The organism is Paraflavitalea soli (genome assembly GCF_003555545.1).
GTDB classification, from domain to species: domain Bacteria; phylum Bacteroidota; class Bacteroidia; order Chitinophagales; family Chitinophagaceae; genus Paraflavitalea; species Paraflavitalea soli.
This window is the reverse complement of the sequence record NZ_CP032157.1, coordinates 3071499-3092267: the sequence shown is the minus strand read 5'-3', so window position 1 is coordinate 3092267 and position 20769 is coordinate 3071499. Positions and strand designations below refer to the sequence as shown.

Below are 20769 nucleotides of genomic sequence, written 5' to 3'. Positions count from 1 at the left end.
TTCTGCTTATGTTAGACCAGGATCAGTTTTTGTCTGCACTCAGGAAATCGAATATTATCCTGGATGTAGATCATGATGGGGCGCTTTCCATAGAAGCGCCGAAAGGTGTACTTACGGATGCTATTATTGAACAAATAAAGATCAGGAAGCAGGATCTGCTGGTGTACCTGCAAGGTGGGAAAGGCCAGCGTGCGATGCCTGGAGAGATACGGCCGGTTGCCACAGCTGCCTCTTATCCGCTTTCTTCCTCGCAGCTGCGGCTTTGGATGGTGCATGAGCTGGATAGCCAGTCGGTAGCTTACAATATCCCTGTTATATTGACCTTGTCCTTCCCTCAAACCATCGATATTGAAAAATACCGCCAGGCGGTTGCCGCAGTTATACAAAGACATGAGATACTGCGTACCGTATTTAAAAAGGATGAAGCAGGGGAGGTAAGGCAGTGGGTACTGGAACGCGATGCCATAGATGGTGACATTCTCTATATCGACCTGAAAGAGATTGCACAACCCAGGGCGGAAGCCAATAAATATATTGAAAGAGATAAGCAACTGCCTTTTGACCTGAGTGCAGGGCCGCTGCTGCGGGGAATGCTTTTTCGACTCAGCGCAACGCAATACCTTTTCTATTATAACATGCACCACATCATCAGTGATGGATGGTCGATGGAATTGTTGTCGAAAGAAGTATTTGTTTTTTACAATGCCTTATTGAACAACCGCGAACCTGAACTACCCCCATTGAGTATTCAATATAAGGACTACGCGGTATGGCAACAGCAGGAAGTGAGGTCGGGTAGCTTACAGGGGCACAAAGCATACTGGCTGCAACAACTGGGAGGAGAACTGCCCTTGCTGGCCCTGCCCGAAGACAAACCAAGGCCATTGGTATTGACGGCTAACGGACATGCCCTGGCCACCGTGATCGGACCTGCCATCCTGGAGCCGCTCAGGCAGTTTTGTGCCGACAACCAGGCTACTTTATTCATGGGTTTGTTGAGTACATTGAATGTGTTGTTCTATCGCTATACGGGGCAGGAAGATATTATTATCGGCAGCCCGATCGCAGGGAGGCAACAGGGGGAACTGGAACATCAGATCGGCTTTTACCTTAACGTGCTGGCGCTACGGTCCCGTTTTAGCGGGCGTGATAGTTTCAAGACCTTGTTGCAGCAGGTACGGCGGGAAACCCTGGCAGCTTATGAACACCAGGCCTATCCGTTTGATCACCTGGTGGGTGAACTGGAATTGAAACGGATACCCGGGCGTTCAGTACTATTGGATGTGATGATGGTATTGCAAAACCAGCGGCACCAGGATACAGAAGACAATTTCTTCGGCAACCAGGAAGGGATTATCGATGAAGGACCGGTAAGCGTAAAGCTCGACCTGAACATTGATTTCTTTGAAGTGAACAATGGCCTGTGCATGCGGCTTTTTTATAATAGTGACATATATGAAAAAGACACGGCTGCCAGGTTCATGCAACATTATATTAGCTTATTGAAGCTGTTGGTACAACAGCCCCAGGCAGCTATTAACCGGATAGATTATCTGACAGCCACTGAAAAAGATTGGTTGCTGCAGGCATCCGGTATTAATACAGCATTTCAAATGCCGGTCAAAACGGTAACAGAGCTGTTTGAGGAGCAGGTGGATGCTGTGCCTGATCATATAGCCCTCATTTATGAGGAACAAGCAGTTTCATTCAGGCAGCTGGATGAGCTGAGCAACAGGATGGCGAATTATCTTATAGACCGGGGCATAGAAAAGGGATCGGTCATTCCTCTATGCCTTGACCGGTCTATAGAAATGATGGTGACCATCCTGGGGCTGTTAAAAGCAGGATATGCTTATGTGCCCATTGATCCGGCTTATCCGGAAGAACGTATCCGGTATATGGTCCGGGATAGTGCAGCGGGCCTCATCATTGCCAATAGAAAATATCAAACCCTGTTTACAACAGGCGAAAAGCCTGCTGTATTGGTCATAGAGGATCATTGGGAAGCTATCAACCACTATTCAGCGGAGCGGCTGCCTGCCAAGCCTGGTCCGAACAGTGTGGCGTATATCATGTATACATCGGGCTCAACGGGGCATCCGAAAGGGGTGGTGATAGAGCACGCAGCATTAAGTAATTACCTCCATTGGGTAAAACAGGAATACCTGTCGGATCCAGATGGGGGCAACATGGGCTTATACAGTTCTCTTTCCTTTGATCTTACGGTAACCAGTTTGTTTGGTACACTCATACGGGGTACCAGGCTGGTGATATTTCCCGCTTCGATGATGGTGGATGAAATATTTGCAGCCTACCTGCAGGGCGATCAGGGGCTCGATGTAATTAAAATGACGCCCGCGCATAGTAGCCTGCTCGAATTCATAGACCCCCACGCTTGCACGATCCGGAAAGTAATTATAGGAGGTGAAGCCTTACGCACCAAACAGGTACAGGCATTGCTTGCACTTAATAAAGACCTGGTTATTTATAATGAATATGGCCCTACCGAATCAACCGTGGGTTGTATTGTAGCGGCTATCCGAAGCGAAGAGGAACGGATAACCATTGGCAGGCCGATACCCGGCACTACTGCTTTTATCCTGGATGAGCAGGGAAACCTGGTGCCGCCCGGTGTGTCCGGAGAACTGTACCTGGGCGGAGTGCAATTGGCACGGGGATATTGGAATAAAGAAGCACTTACTGCAGAGCGATTTATCGATAATCCCTTTACACAAAATGAACGGTTATATAAAACCGGTGATATGGCCAGGTGGCTGCCGGATGGTGCCCTTGACTACATCAACCGCAAAGACGACCAGGTAAAGATCAGGGGATACCGGATAGAATTGGGAGAGATCGAACAGGCTTTGCTGCAGTTGAGCGGTATTGATTCGGCGGTGGTGATTGCGCAGGATGATCATGCTGGCAACAAATTCCTGGCAGCCTACATTACCAGTGAACAGGAACAGGATATGGCCCTGCTGCAACAACAACTGAGGAGCAGGTTACCGGAATACATGGTGCCTGCCAGTATTTTGCAACCCACCCGTTTGCCTTTAACATTAAATGGTAAAGTAGATAAAAAGGCATTACAACTTTCAGTTACGGCAGCTATGCCCGCCGCCTACCTGGCGCCAGGCAGTCCACTTGAACTTTCAATAGCTGCCATCTGGCAGGAGGTGTTATTGCGCGATGTTCCATTGAGCGTGAACGACGATTTTTTCCTGCATGGGGGGCATAGCCTGCGCGTAATGCAACTCCTGAACAGCTACCATAAAATATTGGATGTAAAGCTATCGATGCTGGAATTGTTTCAGCATACAACCATAGCTGCACAGGCTGCCCTGATAAAGGGCAGGCAAGCCGCACCCTACATTCCTATTGAACGGGCTGCGGAAGCAAATGATTACCCGGTATCTGCCGGACAATGGAGACTTTGGGTACTGAGCCAGCGGGCTGAGGTATCGCAGGCTTACAAAATGATTGGCCAGCTACCACTGGTTGGTGAACAAGACCCCCAACTGCTGGAACAAGCCATTCAAATGGTGATCGAACGGCATGAAATATTGCGCACGGTGTTCAGGGAAAACGAGACCGGCGAATTGCGGCAGGTGATCCTGTCGACGGCTGAATTGAACTTCCGGATGGAGTATGCAGACCTGGAGCACGCTGATCAAGCGCAGAAAGATATGTATTGGCAGCAGGAGGGATTTGCTTTTGATCTGGCCCATGGCCCGCTACTGCATGCAGCACTCGTTAAATTATCACCCGGTAATTACCTGTTTAATTATTGCATGCACCATATTATCAGCGATGGCTGGTCGATGGAATTAATGTATAAAGAGATTGCAGGGTATTATAATGGGTTAATGAATGGCGTGGCCCATCGTTTACCTCCTTTGCGCATACAATACAAAGACTTTGCTTCCTGGCAGGCCCGGGAATTAGAGGGCGAGGGGTTCAGGGAGCACAGGAAATTCTGGCTATCACAATTCGAAGGAGAATTACCTGTGCTGGAGCTGCCTGCCGCTTTTCCCCGACCGGCCAGGATCACGTATAACGGACGGCGTTTTTCTTCAGTGATCAGTGCAGCGCACACAACAAAACTTCGTGACTTGTGCCGCCGGCAGCAGGCCACTCTGTTTATGGGCCTCGTAAGCGTGTTAAAAACCTTATTCCACCGGTACACCCATCAATCGGATATCATCATAGGCACCTCAGTTGCCGGCAGAAAAGATGCAGAGCTGGAAAACCAGATCGGCTTCTACCTGAATACCCTGGCCTTACGTACTTCCCTTAGCGATAGGGATAGTTTTGAAGAGTTGCTGGTGAAAATACGGAACAGCACCTTGCTGGCTTATGAATACCAGGCCTATCCCTTTGATCGTCTAATAGAAGAAGTGCAGATAACGCAGGGGGGCAGCAGGTCGCCTTTATTTGATGTGCTGGTCTTATTGCAAAATTACCAGGCGACCACGGCGCAGGAAGGGACGGATGCTGAAGTTGATGAAACGGCCATAGTAGACGATGGACCTGTGGCAGCCAAATATGACCTTACGGTATTGTTCTATGAGATAGGCAGCAGCTTGAGGATGGAGTTGAGTTTCAATAGTGATATTTACAGCAAGGAAGGCATGGAGCGGTTGATGCTTCATTTTAAACAATTATTGGCGGCTGCAACAGCGCAGCCTGAAAAAGAGATCGGGCTGCTGGATTATCTGCCGGCAGCTGAAAAACAAAATTTGTTGGCAGGAGCCAATAACAGCCGCGTTGATTTTCCGGAACAAACTTCCGTTATCAGCCTCTTTAGCATACAGGCGGCTAAAACGCCTTCGCATACAGCCGTCGTATTCAACGATGCCCACCTTACTTACCAGGAGCTGGATGAGTTGAGTAACCAACTGGCACACTATATCCGCAGTAAAGGCATCGGTAAAGAAGATAAGGTAGTGGTATCCACTGAAAAATCACTGGAACTGGTTGTCAGTATATTGGGCATTATGAAATCCGGGGCTGCTTTTGTACCGGTAAACCCTTCTTTGCCAGCCGACAGGATACTGTATATGCTGGAAGATACTGCCTGTAAAATGATCATTGCGGGTGATGAAATGCAGCACGCAAAGACCCCGGATAATGAGGCCCTGTGGTTTGATTGGGCTCTGGACAAAGGGTTTATCGATGCCATGCCTTCAACCGCGGTGACTGAAAGGATATTGCCCGAACAATTATTGTATATTATTTATACTTCCGGATCTACCGGCCGGCCCAAAGGGGTAATGATAGAAAACAGGTCGTTTGTCAATCACCTGTACGGCATGATGAACAGCTCCAGTGTTGCCGCCTGCCGGTCTTTTGCTTTGCCGGTTAACCTGGCTTCGGATTCCAATCAATCTATACTGTTCATTGGTCTGTTGACAGGAGGTGCAGTCCATGTGATCAGTGATGCTTTGCTGTTTGATGGAATAGCATTGGGTGATTATTTTAGTCAATACCAGATCGAATGCCTGAAAATATTCCCTTCTTTATGGGCTGCCTATGGGAACAACAATATAGTGCCCCTCAAGTGCCTGATCTTTGGTGGAGAAGTACTTCCGCCAACTGTTGTAGACCAGTTGCAACAAATGAATTACCAGGGCGATGTCTATAATCATTATGGACCTACCGAGGTGACGATTGGTGTGATCATGCACAAGGTAGACCTGCATTATCCTTATTATAAAGTACCGTTGGGTGTACCTTATTCCAACACCTGCTTATATGTACTGGATCACCGGCTTCAGCCATGCCCCGTGGGCGTGGTGGGCGAATTGTACATTGGTGGAAAGGGTGTAGCAAGAGGCTACCTGAATAACGCCGGGCTCACCAGGGAGAAGTTCATCCACGATCCCTTCCTGCAAAGCGGCCGGATATATTGCACAGGGGACCTTGTACGATGGACGGAAGAGGGCAATATCGAATACCTGGGCCGTAAGGACGATCAGCTTAAAATAAGAGGCTATCGGATAGAGTTGGGTGAAATTGAATTCGCATTGCTGCGCGTACCGGGCATTGATGCGGCGGTGGCTGTATCCCTCCAGGAAGGATCCAATCTCTATATCATCGCTTATATAACAAGTCCCCAGCCACAGGATAATACGGTGTTGAGGCAGCAACTGGGTGATCTGTTGCCAGATTATCTGGTGCCTGCTTTCATTATTCAGGTCGACGAAATTCCCCTGTCGCCCAATGGAAAAGTAAATAAGAAGGCTTTGCCCGTACCCGACTTTACACACACAGCCGGAGAGATGGGTAGCCAGTTGCCACGTAATATAATAGAAGCAAGAATAGGGGAGATATGGCAGGAAGTGCTCAACAGCCCAATGCCCATCGGTGTCACGGAGAATTTCTTTGCTCATGGAGGACATAGCTTACGGGTCATACGTCTCATGAATGCCTATCACCGCCTGTTCCAGGTAAAGGTCTCCATGCAGCAGTTGTTTGAGCATACGACCATCGCTGCCCATGCGGCCCTCATCAATAGTCAGGTGCGTATAAGCTATGCACCGGTGAGTAAGGCAGCAGAAGCAGATGACTATCCCGTATCTGACGGCCAGCTGCGCCTTTGGGTGCTTAGTCAGAAAGAAGAAAGTTCCCGGTCTTATAATACCAGGAGTCAGTTGTTGCTTAAAGGGCCAAAGGTACAGCCGGGGCTTTTATATGCGATCCAACAGGTTGTTGAACGGCATGAGATACTACGTACTGTTTTCCGGCAAAACAATGAAGGAGCAGTAAGACAGGTAGTGATCCCCATGCAGGATTTCCATGTTGACCTGTATGAAGAAGATTTTTCCGGTCGTCCCTATGAGCTGATCAAAGCACATATTGACAGGGAGGCAGCACAGATATTTGATCTTGAAAAAGGCCCCTTGCTGAAAGTCGGTCTGCTGCATATCGGAGATCACCGGTATATGTTTTATTACATAAAGCACCATATTATCAGCGATGCGGCTTCTATTGAGGTGCTGGAAAGAGAGCTGTTGCATTATTATAGCAGCTTCATCAATGAAGTACAACAGGAACTTGCTCCCTTACATATCCAATACAAGGATTATGCTGTATGGCAACAGGGCATGCTGGCAGGTGACAATTATAAACAGCACCAAACCTGGTGGCTGCAACAGTTCAGCGGGGAATTGCCCGTATTTGAACTGCCTGCTTCCAGACCCCGTCCTGCAGTCTTCTCCTACAATGGGTATAGCCTGTCGATCCTGCTTGACAGGGCATCGACCGATGGACTCCGGGCGCTTTGCCGCCGGCAACAAGGCACCCTCTTTATGGGATTGCTCACCGTGCTGAAAGCCTTGTTGTATAATTACACGGGGCAGGATGATATTATTGTGGGTACACCGGTGTCGGGAAGAGAACATGCTGACCTGGAACACCAGATCGGCTTTTACCTCAATACCCTTGCTTTACGTACACAATTCAAGGGGAATGATTCTTTTAATGAACTGTTGCAGCGTGTACGCGCTATGATGGTGTCGGCTTATGATCACCAGAGTTATCCGTTTGACCGGTTGGTACGCGAACTGGAGGTGAAAAGAGACCCAAGCCGGTCGGTGCTGTTTGATATTATGGTGGTATCCCAGAACCAGACAGACAGTACACATAGGATGCCCGGTAACCAGGTGACCGACGAGGGAGAAGAGTCCGCCAAGTTTGATCTGATGGTTGATTTCCAGGAGCATGCTGACAGTGTACACATCAAGATCAATTTTAACCGCGATATATATGATAGAGAACTGATCACCCAATTATTATTGCACTATCGGAATTTTGTACGCTCGGTGGTCAGTCATCCATCAATACCCATCAGCCAAGTTGATTACCTCACGGGTGAGGAAAAACAACAATTGCTGGAAAGATTTAACCAGACTGCCAGGCAATACGATCTCAGCAAGACCATTGTAGACCTGTTTACAGAACAGGCTACGAAAACGCCTGGGGAAGAAGCGATATGGTTTGAAGGTATAAGCATCAATTATGGAGAATTGGAAAAAAGGTCCGATAGCCTTGCTTATAAGTTGGATGAAGCCGGGGTGGCGGAAGGATGTTTTGTACCGTTGCTGATGTCGAGGGGCATTGATTTTGCCGTTGCATTTCTGGCTGTATTAAAAACCGGTGCGGCGGTTGTACCGCTCAGCATTAACTGGCCGGTACGCAGGCTGCAATTGTTGTTGTCCGAAATAGCGTCGCCGGTAGTGCTGTTGAATGAAGAGGGATTACGCAGAAGCGAATTGTCGCCGGCAAACAACTTCCTGGTAGTGGATCACGAAGCGCTGACCGACGACAGGTTATTTGTTGCGCGTGCACACGTAGCAGCGCCTATTTACATGTTTTATACTTCAGGCTCCACCGGCATGCCCAAGGGCGTAGTAGTGCCCCACAAGGGTATCCTGAACCGGTTCTTATGGATGAATGACTATTTTGGAGCGCAGGCGGCCAGGTCTGTATTAAGAACTACACGTCATATATTCGATAGCTCCGTGTGGCAACTATTCTGGCCATTGATCAATGGTGGAAAATGTATTATCCCTTCTGAAAAGCAGGCCTTTGGCCTGGAATATTTTACAGAATTGGTACGTGATCATCAGGTGAGCATGACTGATTTCATTCCCTCTTTGTTTAACGAGTTTGTCAGCGAGATGCGGGAAAATAATACGCAATATGATATTGGTTCATTACGCGAAATAGTGATCGGGGGAGAAGAGATACATGTTTCTTCCGCCAACTACTTCAGGAAAGCATTTCCCGGTATCCGGCTCACCAACCTGTACGGCCCTACAGAAGCCAGTATTGGCTGCGTGTACCACGCATTGACGGATCATGATTATACTAAGATCCCTATCGGACGGCCCATCTCCAATACCCGGATATACATTACGAATCCGGGCGGCAACTTACTACCGGTAAATGTGACGGGAGAGATCATGATCGCTGGCATTGGTCTGGCCAACGGGTATTATGGCGACAAAGTAAGAACAGCCGAAAGATTCATCAGGAACCCGTTTGTCAACCGGGATGAGGGCGATATATATAGCCGCCTTTACCACACTGGAGACCTTGGGCGGTGGTTGCCGGATGGTACCATAGAATACAGGGGCAGGGCCGATGCACAGGTAAAAGTGCGGGGATACCGGATCGAACTGGGCGAAATAGAACATGCCTTGCTACAACTAAGTGATGTAGATACGGTGGTGGCTGGCGTTAGAAATGATCACCTGGGGCGGGCCTGTATAATGGCCTGGTTTACCAGCGCACAAAATACCGACACGGCTTCCATACGACAGCAATTAATGAAGTACCTGCCGGATTATATGATGCCATCCTACTTCATAAGGATGGAACAACTGCCGCTCACAGATGGTGGTAAGGTAAATAAGAAAGCATTGCCCGACCCCTCTTCAATAGAGGATATGGACGATGCTGTGGTATATACTGCTCCGTCCAATACACAGGAAAAGCTTTTGCTGGAATGCTGTGAAAAAGTATTGAAACGGGAAGTACCGGGCGGTATTAAAGGAAGTTTCTTTGAGGCCGGTGGTGATTCCATCAAAGCTATTATGCTGGCCAGCCGGTTAAAGCAACAAGGCATCCAGGTAAAGGTGACGGATATCCTGGAGTTTCCTGTCATTGAAATATTAGCTACCAAATTACAAATGGGCGCAACACAGGTTGCGGGAGTAGGCAGCGAGCAAGGTGATGTACCGCTTACTCCTGTGCAGGCCCGGTTCTTTAATAAAGCGAACCAAAACAAGCATCATTATAACCAATCGGTGCTGTTGTATAGTAAAAGCAGGATGGCAAAAGCGGTAGTGGACAAATGCCTGCAGGAACTCACCAGACACCACGACGCTTTGCGCATGCGGTACCAGCAGGAGAACGGGCATTGGATCCAATACAACCGACCCGTAGAGGATAACTTGTATTACCTGGAAGAGCACGACCTTATTGCTGAGGGTACGCCATTAATAGCAATGGGGCAGGCGTGTGAAAGGCTGCAGGCATCCATTGATCTGCAGCAAGGTCCTTTACTCAAGGCCGCTATATTCCATGCACCCGACGGAGATCGGTTTTTACTGGTAGTACACCACCTGGTAGTGGATGGTGTAAGCTGGCGTATCCTATTGGAAGACCTTTCCACTTTGTATAGCCAGCTGGAGAAAGGAGCCCCCGTGCAATTGCCGGCCAAATCTGATTCCTTCCGCCAATGGGCCTTACAACTGCGTCAGTATGCTGCGGGCGATCTGTTGTCAAAAGAACTTTCCTATTGGACAGGTATCGCCAGGCAGCCGGTCAGGGATGTTCAGCCCGACTTTTCGGATGGCGCCAATCTTATCAGCGATGCGGTGGCTATGGAGCTTTCACTGGATAAGGAACTAACCGGGTTATTACTGACCAGGGTAAATACCATTTATCAAACAGAAATAAACGACATCCTGTTGACGGGCTTGCTACTTGCCGTACGCGAAGTATTTGCTCTTGATAAGGTAATGATCGCACTGGAAGGACATGGCCGGGAAGAGGTGGTGAAGTCGTTGAGCATCGGGCGTACCGTAGGTTGGTTTACTACGGTGTACCCTGTATTACTGGAAAGTGAAGAAGGGAATGATTGGGTGAAAACCCTGTTGAAAGTAAAAAAGTGTTTGCGCGGGATACCCAACAAGGGCATCGGCTTTGGCATATTGCGGCACCTGAGGGAACCGGCTGTGGAGGAATTACGTTTGATGCCCGATCCTTCGATCATGTTTAATTACCTGGGTGATTTTGGGTCTGGGGTATCCGGCGATACCGGGGAAGAGGTATTCAGTTATGTGAACGAATACAAAGGTAGTGAGGTCGATACAGGTAATCGCAGGGATAGCATACTGGCTATCAGTGGCCTGATCGTTAACGGATCGCTCAGGTTCAATATTCAGTATAGTAAACAACAATTCCGTTCCGGTACAATGGAAAGGCTGGCATCAACCTATCAGCAATGGCTGGAAGGGATGATCAAAGACCTGTGCGAAAGGCAACCGGGCAGGAAGGTGCAGGCATATCCTTTGTCATATAATCAGCAATCCTATGCCAGGGATGGATCGGTGGCCCATGCCCAGGATGTTATTGCTTTTGAGATCGATCATTTCGACCAGGAGCGTTTTACGGCGGCCTATAAACAACTGATTGCAGATATCCCCGTGCTCAGGATGCGCATTTACCAAGCAGAAAATGGTTGGCTGCAGCAGGTACTGCCGCCAGGTCAATGGCCGGATACCTTGCAGATCATAACAGGCGGAGCCCTGGGTATGGAGGACCCTGCCATAGTAGCGCTCGGAACAACAATGATCAACAAGCCCTTTGATCTTGATAAGGGGGAGGTGATCAGATGCGGTGTCTTTCATAAAGAAGGCCGGGCGCACGTATTACTCATCATTCACCACATTGTAACAGACGGGTACTCTAATGCACTCTTGAAAAAATACCTGCTCAACAGGTATGCCGGGAATAATATTGCTTCTGAACATCGTAGCGATTACCTGCATTATGTACAGGTACAGGAAGATTACCTGCAGTTGGGAGAAGCCAGGGAAAAGCTCACTTATTGGGAATCGCAGCTCAGACATATAGCAGCCCAAAACAATCATCAAAACGCAATTGAACAGTCTGCTGCGCTGCAGGAGTTTATAACAGCTTCATGGGTGATCAGTGGTCCGCTGTACAAACAGGTACTGGACTACTGTAAAAAACAAAAAATATTGCTGAGTAGCTTTCTTTTGACCGCTTTCAGGTTATTCAACCACAGCGAAAGGCCCGGCCAGGAAGCGCTGCTGTTGGGGGTGGTGGTCAATGGCCGCGACGTAGCGTTGCCGGGTTTTGCTATAGGCGAAGCGATCGGCCAGTTTGTGAATACATTACCCCTGGTATTTACCCACGACAGCAACAGCAGTTTTGCAGAAGCAATACGTCATACACAGCAGGCATATCTTGAAGGAAGACAACACCAGGAAATTCCGCTCGCAATAATTGACAGTTCATTCAGGCGCCAATCGGGAAAAAGCATTTATGCCTGTCTCCATGCTGAGTTTAACTACACCGATAGGTCGGGGCAGGGAATGCCTGCCGGAACCGGCACCAGTATAAAGAAAACGAAGGCCGGAACTGGCGAAAGAAGATACTATTGGGGTGCCCAGTGTAGCGAATACCAGGATGGCATCCATATGGAATGGAAAGGATGGTGTGCTCCTGCACAGGCAGCCACCAATTACTATACAGAAAAAATGGAACACATTATCAGGTGCATTGTCAATACACCGGGTGGGCCCGTTACCATGTCAGCTATACATCATCACAAAAACTTATTATAATGAATATTCGCAAGGGCCATCTTCGGAACTACGTGCTGTTTAGCTTTTTAAGTATGCTGGCAGCTGTGGGAAGCATGGGGGTCATCTATATGATCAACCAGATCATTAATAAATATTTCACCGGTACAAAAGTGGCTGCCAGCAGCTATTTTATCTATTTTCTGGGGGCGCTGGTGCTTTTTGTGGTAAGCAGGTGGCTGGTGTCCATTGCCATTATCGGGTTTACCCAAAACCTGCTTATTAAAACGAGAATGAATGTCCTGGAAATGGTATTGAGGTCTCCATTTCAGAATGTATGGAAAAGCAAAGAAAAGATATTTACAGCCCTCACCAGGGATACGGATATTATCGTAGGCGCTTCTGTGACCATTGTAGATATATTGACCAATAGTGCTATTGCACTTATTTGTTTTATCTATATGGGCATTATCGCCTGGCAACTATTGCTTTGTATGCTTGTCTTATTGATAGTCACCCTGGCCATTTATTTCTTCTACGTAGGCCGGGCAAGAAAGCTGTTTATTAAAGCCATGACCTTCCAGGATACTTTTATCAAGTACTTGAATGAGATACTTTCCGGGTTCAAAGAAATAACCCTGGAAAAACAAAAAGGCTTTGATATAGCAGACAGGCACGTGAAGAGATCGATCCTCAGCGCTTCTGCCCTTTACCGGAAGGCACATGTAACTTTTCTGAATAACCGGATCATCGGTATCATGTCATTCTATGTATTTATAGGCCTGTTGCTGCTTTTCCTGGGAAATGTATTTAATATACAGGACAGGGTAGTGGTGAACTTCATTTTTCTGATCCTCTATGTTTTTGGCCCCATTGAGACATTGGTGCTTATGATCCCTTCTATCACGCAGGCCAATGCCTCGCTCAAAAGAATAAATGTTATCGAAGCGCAGATGGATGTTGTTGATTCGGACAACGCCCAGGGCCGGCCTTATCCTTTTTTTGAGGAACTGAGGCTGGAGAATATTTGCTATCAGTACCGGCAGGAAGAGGAGGAAGGCGACAGGCCTTTTGCCATTGGGCCTGTTGGCCTGTCCCTGTCACGCGGTGAGGTGGCATTCATCAGTGGCGGCAACGGTAGTGGCAAAACCACCTTCCTCAATATCCTGGTTGGTTTGTTCCGGGCCGATGAAGGCATCGTATACGTAAACGGCGACCGGGTGGAAAAGGACCGGTGGATTGATTACCAACGATTGTTTGCTCCTGTATTTAATGACTACCATTTGTTTGATGAGTTTTACGGGATTCCTGTAGTTGATGTGGAGAAAGCACAGGAATACATCAGGGTATTCGAGTTGGAAAGAAAAGTATCCGTACAAAAAGATAAGTTCTCTACAGTGCACCTGTCGGCTGGCCAAAGAAAACGCCTTGCCCTTATTGCAGCCATGCTGGAAAAGAAGCCCATCCTGGTGCTGGACGAATTTGCAGCCGACCAGGACCCTCCGTTCAAACGAAAGTTCTACACAGAGATCATCCCCTATATAAGGCAGGAAGGATTTTCGATGATCGCTATCACCCATGATGATACTTATTATGCAGCAGCAGACAAATTATACAAAATGGATACCGGCAGTTTGCATACGGTGATCGCTGGCCAGGAAAAACCCGTTTATATACTATCCTGATGATGAAACCCCAGCTTTTCTTATTGCACTTTGCAGGAGGCAACGGTTACTCCTTTGAATTCATGCGGCGCTTCTGGCCCGACTTTGAGTTCATCCCCCTAGAGTTGCCTGGTAGAGGCAAGCGCATCAATGAAGCCCTGTTGTATGACCTGGAGGCGGCAGCGGCTGATATTTGCCAGCTGATACTAAAGCGCCTGCATACTGCGCCTTTTCTATTATTCGGTCATAGCATGGGATCTATATTGGCCCTGAGGGTCACCGCATTGCTGGAAGGGTTGGGTAAGCCTCCCCTGCACCTGGTGGTGAGCGGCACTTCAGGCCCCAAAGAAATAATTACCCGCAAACGGCACCTGATGCCCCGACAGGAATTTATGGAAGAGCTTAAAATAATAGGAGGCATACCCGATGAAATACTCGGTCATGCCGAACTGTTTGATTTCTTTGAGCCTATTTTGAAGGCCGACTTCCAGGTAGTGGAGACCTACGATTACAGTGCCTTCCGGCCGGTACAAACACCCATCCTGGCCATGATGGGAAGCCAGGAAGAGAGCGCAGGCAACATCGGTCACTGGAAAGCCTTTACACTTTCCTCCTTTGCTGCTGAAATACTCGAAGGCGGTCATTTTTTTATCTATCCCGGAGTCGAAAGACTTTGCCAGATCATAAGGGCCTGCTACAAACCCGTACGATCAGCCCTTTAATCCAGTCTATACAATTCATTCTTCATCACTATCAAATTTTTGAAATGAGTACTAATGTCATTGGTATTGCCGCATTTTTCCATGATTCCGCTTGTTGCCTGCTGCAGGATGGTAAAATAACTGCGGCTGCCGAAGAAGAACGTTTCTCCCGTATTAAAGCCGATCCGACCCTGCCCAAAGAAGCTTTTAAGTACTGCCTGGAACAAGGCGATATCACCATCGCCGATATAGACTGCATTGCTTATTATGAAGATCCGGAAAAGAAACTGGCCCGGCAGTTCTGGAGTGGTGTATTGGGTAATCACCCTGATCTGCTGCATCAGATCAACCCTTCCATGGTGGAAGATCAGATACGCGAAGTGCTGGGATACGAAGGTCCCATAAAATATTATGATCATCATAGCTCCCATGCAGCCAGCAGTTTCTTTTTCTCCGGATTCAAGGAGTCTGCTATCCTCACCGTCGATGGGGTGGGTGAGTGGGCCACTACCACCTACGGCATGGGCAAGGGCAATACGATCGACCTGTTTGAGGAAGTACATTTTCCCGACTCCCTGGGCCTTTTATACAGCACCATCACCAGTTACCTGGGTTTTGGTGTGAACGATGGAGAATACAAAGTGATGGGACTGGCGCCTTATGGCAAACCTTTGTATGTAGACAAGATCTATGAACTGGTACAGCAGGGTGCCGACGGGCAATATACCCTGGATATGAAATACTTCAATTTTATCAGGGGAAAGACCATGTATTCCGAACTCCTGCCAGCTCTTTTTGGACAACCCGTACGCAGGGAAGACTCCTCCATGGACCAGTTCCATAAAGATGTGGCCAAAAGCATCCAGGTGGCACTGGAAGAAATACTCCTGCAAAAAGTAAACTACCTGCATAAGAAGACCAATACCAATAACCTCTGTATGGCAGGAGGAGTAGCCCTCAATTGTGTAGCCAACGGGCAAATATTGCGTAAGGGACCTTTTGAAAACCTGTTTGTTCAGCCTGCAGCCAATGATGCAGGTGGAGCGATTGGCGCCGCAGCGCTGGCGCATATTGAAATAACCGGTGAGCGGCCGGCAGAGAAAAAACTGCAGCATGTGTACCTGGGACCTGCTTATTCTTCCAAAAGTGTTGACAGGCTGTTGCGCTCAACATCCATTCAATACAAGGATTGTCGCGATGATTATGACACCTTGCTGGCGCTGACAGCTGAGCGGCTGGCCCAGGGAAAAGTAATCGGCTGGTTCCAGGGCAGAATGGAATTTGGACCGCGTTCATTGGGAGCAAGGTCTATCCTGGCCGATCCCAGAAATGTGACCATGCGCGACAGGATCAATGCCATGGTCAAGAAAAGAGAAGGATTCAGGCCCTTTGCGCCAGCCGTATTGGATGCGAAAGCTGCAGAGCATTTCGACCTTGATCATCCCTCACCTTTTATGCTGGAAACCTGTCAGGTAGTTTCGGGATTTGATCTGCCTGCAATTACCCACGTGGACGGATCGGCAAGAGTACAAACCGTACACAGGGAAACCAATCCACGGTTCTACGATCTGATCAAGGCTTTCTATGAATTGACCGGGTGCCCCATCTTGCTCAATACCTCTTTCAATATCAAAGGTGAGCCTATTGTATGCACACCCGAAGACGCTACAAGGTGCTTCATTACTACCGACATCGACAGCCTCGTGATGGAAGACTTTATCATAGACCGTGACGGAAATAACCTGGAGATTTTGAAGCTGTTACTGACCAGCCAATCTGCCAGGCCCGGAGGCATCACACACGATGTATACACATTTGTTTAAAGCTCAAACACATGATGACCTACAGACCATTAGCATCGTTAAAACCCATAGCGGCAGAATTAGCTGCACTCCTTACTGCCTCATCCGTTGATGAGGAAAAAAAAACAGCGGCTCCTGGCCATGTTATTGCCGGAACAGCCTATACTGAACGGGCAACCGTCTAAAGCGCCTCAGCAGGACGACCCGTCCACACGGGTGGGTATTTGGATACCATCTGCCAGGAACAATCAGTCCTTTGTGCGCGACCAAAGTAAAAGAGCAGAATGGTTGCTTTGGGCCGATGTACGGGAAATACCTGCAAAGAGTACCAGGAAGCGGATCGTGCTGTTGGGTGAATCGGTTGCCAGGGGCGCATTCTACGATCCTTGTTATACTGTTGCCGGCGAACTGGAAGGCACTTTACAGGTGGCAGGTATGGAGGATGCCGAAGTGATCGATCTTGCCAAAACCGGCATGTTTATTCATGAATGGCCAGCACTGATAAAAGCATGTAAACTACTGCAGCCCGATGCCGTAGTGATTTTGGGTGGCAATAACCTGGTATTTACCATGCAGGGAGGAGAAGATCACTACCAGGAGATGTATGAACGATACAGGCAGGAGGGGTTTGCAGGTGTTAAAGCATTCGGTGAAAATGAACTGCGGAAAACCATGACTGCCATCCTGGAGGAAATACAGGCCAGCCTGGTGCAGGCAGGCATTCCGGTTATTTATGTAGTACCGGAATTTAACCTCCGCGATTGGAAAAGCAACACGCATGAACAGGTTGTACCCTGGCTGGAAGACGATCAGGCAGCCCAATGGAAAGAAGCCCGGGATATAGCCCTGAACACGGGCAGTACCAGGGAACCTGAAGCCGTGCGGCTGGCTGCCGAACGCATGATCATTATTGACCCTTCCAACCCATTGGGGTATGAAATATTGGGAGTCCATTACAGTGAAGCACAGGAATGGGATAAAGCAAGGACATACTATGAACAGGCCCGCGATACAGCATTTATGAACAGGGGTATCGTAAGTAAACCCCGTTGTTTTAAAGTAATACAGGATACCATCAGAACAACAGCTCCCGGTTATGGTATCCGTGTGGTGAACCTGCCGGCTGTTTTTAGCAGCCATTTGGATGGCCTGCCCGACAGAAGACTGTTCCTCGATTATTGCCACCTCACGGTTACAGGTATTAAGCTGGCCATGCGTTACACGGCGGCTGCATTGATCGAACGTCTAATAGGTACCACCATCAACGTTGACCTGATCGGCGATTCCGGTATATGGCCCGACAACACGGTACAGGCCGTGGCGCATGCTTGCGCAGCCATCCACAACGCTCACTATGGGCAAACGGCCGATATACTGGCCTGGCATTGCGATAAAGCAGTTGCCTGGTCGGCCAATGTAAAAGACCTGATGGCACGTTTTGCTGATTTCTCCACCAGGAGCACTTCCTCACTCTTCTGCCAGTCTTTTGAAGAGTTGATCACCGAAAGCGAAACACAGCAAAGCCGGAGTATATTTTCACTGGTGCATCCCAGGGGCCAGAAGTTGATGGATATTGAACTCGTAGACTACATCGTACAGTCCCTCAATACCATCCATATAGCGATCGGCGACAGTATCAGGAAAATAAGGATGGAGGACCACGTGGTAGGTCCGCAAAAGAAAAACCTGTTGACCTCTTTTTACACCGATACTTATTACAGCGATCACCTGCCTGGCCTTCAGTCTGCTTATTTCCGGTCGTACCAGGCTACTTCCTCCTTCTGCTTCATCGCACAAAAAGGAACGCTTGGTTTTGAATGGGTATATAGAACGCCTGCTGCAAAACAGGGCGAAAAAAAATTGACCATCTCCATTAATAACAGGCCAATACCTGTAGCAGATTTTCCTTCATCACCTACCTGGTCCAAAGGCGTTTTCGTCATTGAGGAAGACTGGTTGACAGAAGGGGTCAACAAATTATTGATCAACTGGCCCACTCCCGATGCTCCTGTGAAGGAAGTAGCCGGAGCTCCGGCTACTGGTTTTTTCGAGGCAGTATTTCCTGTCAACGGTGAAATAAGTTCTTTCACAGCGGTAGTTACCGTTAAAAATTCTATCATGACGCATAGACCTTCTTCTTCATTAAAGTCTGTAGCCGGGAGCCTTGCTGCTCTCATGATGTCAAAAAGTACTGACCAACAGCAAAAGCTTGCTTTGTTGGAACAATTGGCCATTGAGAAAACAAATACCCCTGATGTTAAGGATACCGGATCTCAGGCACGAAAGCAGGAAAATAATCCTGTAGGCATATGGAAACCTTCACTTACCAATGATAAACTTGTGTATACGCGTGATATGGCAAGAAGACCCGAATGGCCTTTGTGGGCCAATGTGCACGAGATCAAACCCAAAGGCAAAAAGAAGAGGATACTGCTGTTGGGAGAGTCCGTGGCGCGTGGTTACTTTTATGATCCGTATTATACAGTGGCCATGGAGCTGGAAGCTACCATGAATAAAGTAAGTGGCATCCATCCCGTGGAAGTAATTGACCTGGCGCGAACGAGTATGAACCTGCCGGGATTGATCAATATGATCAAAGCCTGTACGGTCTTACAGCCCGATGCGGTGGTAGTATTTGCAGGCAATAACTGGCGTACAGATATTTCCCTTACGGCAGATGCCATGTTTAAGCAAGTGTATGAGATATACAAGAAAGAGTTCTTTACCGGCACACTTTCTTTCCTGGAAGAGAGCCTGAAAGAAAGAGTATTGGAATGTTTGGATACCCTCAGGGAATCGCTGATCAAAAAGAGTATTCCGGTATTGTTTCTTATACCGGGTTTCAACCTGAAAGATTGGCGCAGTAATGCCGTGGAGCAAATGTTGCCCTGGTTGCCCGGAGACCGTATTGGCCAATGGCTGCATTGGAAGGAAGTGGGAGAACAGGCCCTGCAGGATAGCGACCTGCAAACCCTGGAATCAGCGGCGCTTCAGATGACAGTCCTTGATCCCTCCAACCCCCTGGGGCATGAATGGCTGGGACAATGTTACGACCGGAAAGGCTTGCTGGAGCAGGCCCGTGCAAGTTTTGGCGCAGCCCGCGATACGGCGTTGATGAGCCGGGAAGACAGCAAGCCCAGGTGTTATGGAGTAATTCAGCAAACACTGGTGGTGGAGGCCGCCAATTATGGTATAAAGCTCATCAACCTGCCGGTTATTTTTGAAACAGAGCAAGGCAAGCTGGAAGATCGTGACCTTTATCTCGACTATTGCCATCTTACGGTTACGGGTATTAAGATCGCTGCCCGCTATGCAGCGCAGGCGCTGGCGGAAATGATGGAAGGCTTGAAGCTCCGCATTGAAAATGTCCCTCCTTCCGGTCTGCAGCCAACCGCCGGGGTAATGGCTACCGCCCATTTTTGTGCAGCCATTCACAATGCGCACAGTGGGCAGCATCCCGACATTATTCAATACCATTGCAATAAGGCAGTAACACTTGATCCCAATGTAAAAGAACTGATGGTGAGGTATGCCGATTTCTCTACCAGGAAGGCACTGACCTTATTGTGCAGCGCATTTGAAGAATTGATCCTCGAAGGGGAAATGCGTCAGTATGAAGGCGGGTTGGGCCTGGCCCATCCCAGGGGACGTAAACTGATGGATATTGACCTCGTAGACCAGATCATACAATCAGTCAATAGCCCGTTGGCCAATACCATTAACGAGATCAGGCTCAGTGAGCACGGGGTGAGCCAGGGAAAAAAGAACCTCCTGGAATCGTTTTACAGCGCTACTTTCTATCATAATCCCGTACCGAAGCCGGGAGCTGTTTTCCTGCAGGCACGATCCACAGAGACACGTTTTCAATTTGTGGCCGACAGGGATCATATAGACCTGTCAATGGTGTACCGCACTCCTCAAAGGAATTATCCCAACAAAAAGATCAGGATCTGCCTCAATAACAAGAATACCGTGATTGCTGAGATCCCTATGGCCGATAAATGGACCAGCTATTCTTTTTCGATCGCAGACACCCGGCTGAAGAAGGGCGTTAACCACCTCATTATTGACTGGCCCTATACCAGCGAACCACAGTTTACCGAACAAACAGCTTCGGGCCATTCCATGTTCAGGGCCATGTTTCCTGTACTGGGCGAAATAGCTGTTTTTACAGCAATAGCCAATGAGAAAAGCACCGCTTTTGCTAAGAACCAGGATAGCCTGATGAGCCTGGAAGAGAATTAAACTGCCTTTGATC

5 protein-coding genes are annotated in these 20769 nt (G+C 48.4%); all 5 read left to right on the top strand.

What is annotated here, in order from left to right; translation table 11 throughout:
* Positions 1 to 8: 8 nt before the first annotated feature.
* The 5 genes from D3H65_RS11485 (at position 9) to D3H65_RS11465 (ending at position 20756) form a co-directional block, all read left to right on the top strand.
* The gene (locus tag D3H65_RS11485; RefSeq protein ID WP_162915562.1) at positions 9 to 12386 is read left to right on the top strand and encodes a non-ribosomal peptide synthetase; all 12378 of its coding nucleotides are present in this window, start codon (positions 9 to 11) and stop codon (positions 12384 to 12386) included.
* Positions 12386 to 14029, top strand: a complete 1644-nt coding sequence (locus D3H65_RS11480) for a cyclic peptide export ABC transporter (RefSeq protein WP_162915561.1) — start codon at positions 12386 to 12388, stop codon at positions 14027 to 14029. The genes D3H65_RS11485 and D3H65_RS11480 overlap by 1 nt, the downstream gene beginning before the upstream one ends.
* Entirely contained in the window at positions 14029 to 14730 is a 702-nt protein-coding gene (locus tag D3H65_RS11475) for a thioesterase II family protein (RefSeq protein ID WP_119050445.1), read from the top strand. Before D3H65_RS11480 ends, D3H65_RS11475 begins: the two co-directional genes overlap by 1 nt.
* A 44-nt stretch (positions 14731 to 14774) precedes the next feature.
* Positions 14775 to 16532: a carbamoyltransferase family protein gene (locus D3H65_RS11470; protein WP_119050444.1), complete on the top strand. Its 1758-nt coding sequence runs from the start codon at positions 14775 to 14777 to the stop codon at positions 16530 to 16532.
* Between the two features lie 120 nt (positions 16533 to 16652).
* A complete protein-coding gene (locus tag D3H65_RS11465; protein ID WP_162915560.1) occupies positions 16653 to 20756 on the top strand; it encodes an SGNH/GDSL hydrolase family protein in 4104 nt (1367 codons plus the stop codon).
* Positions 20757 to 20769: the final 13 nt, after the last annotated feature.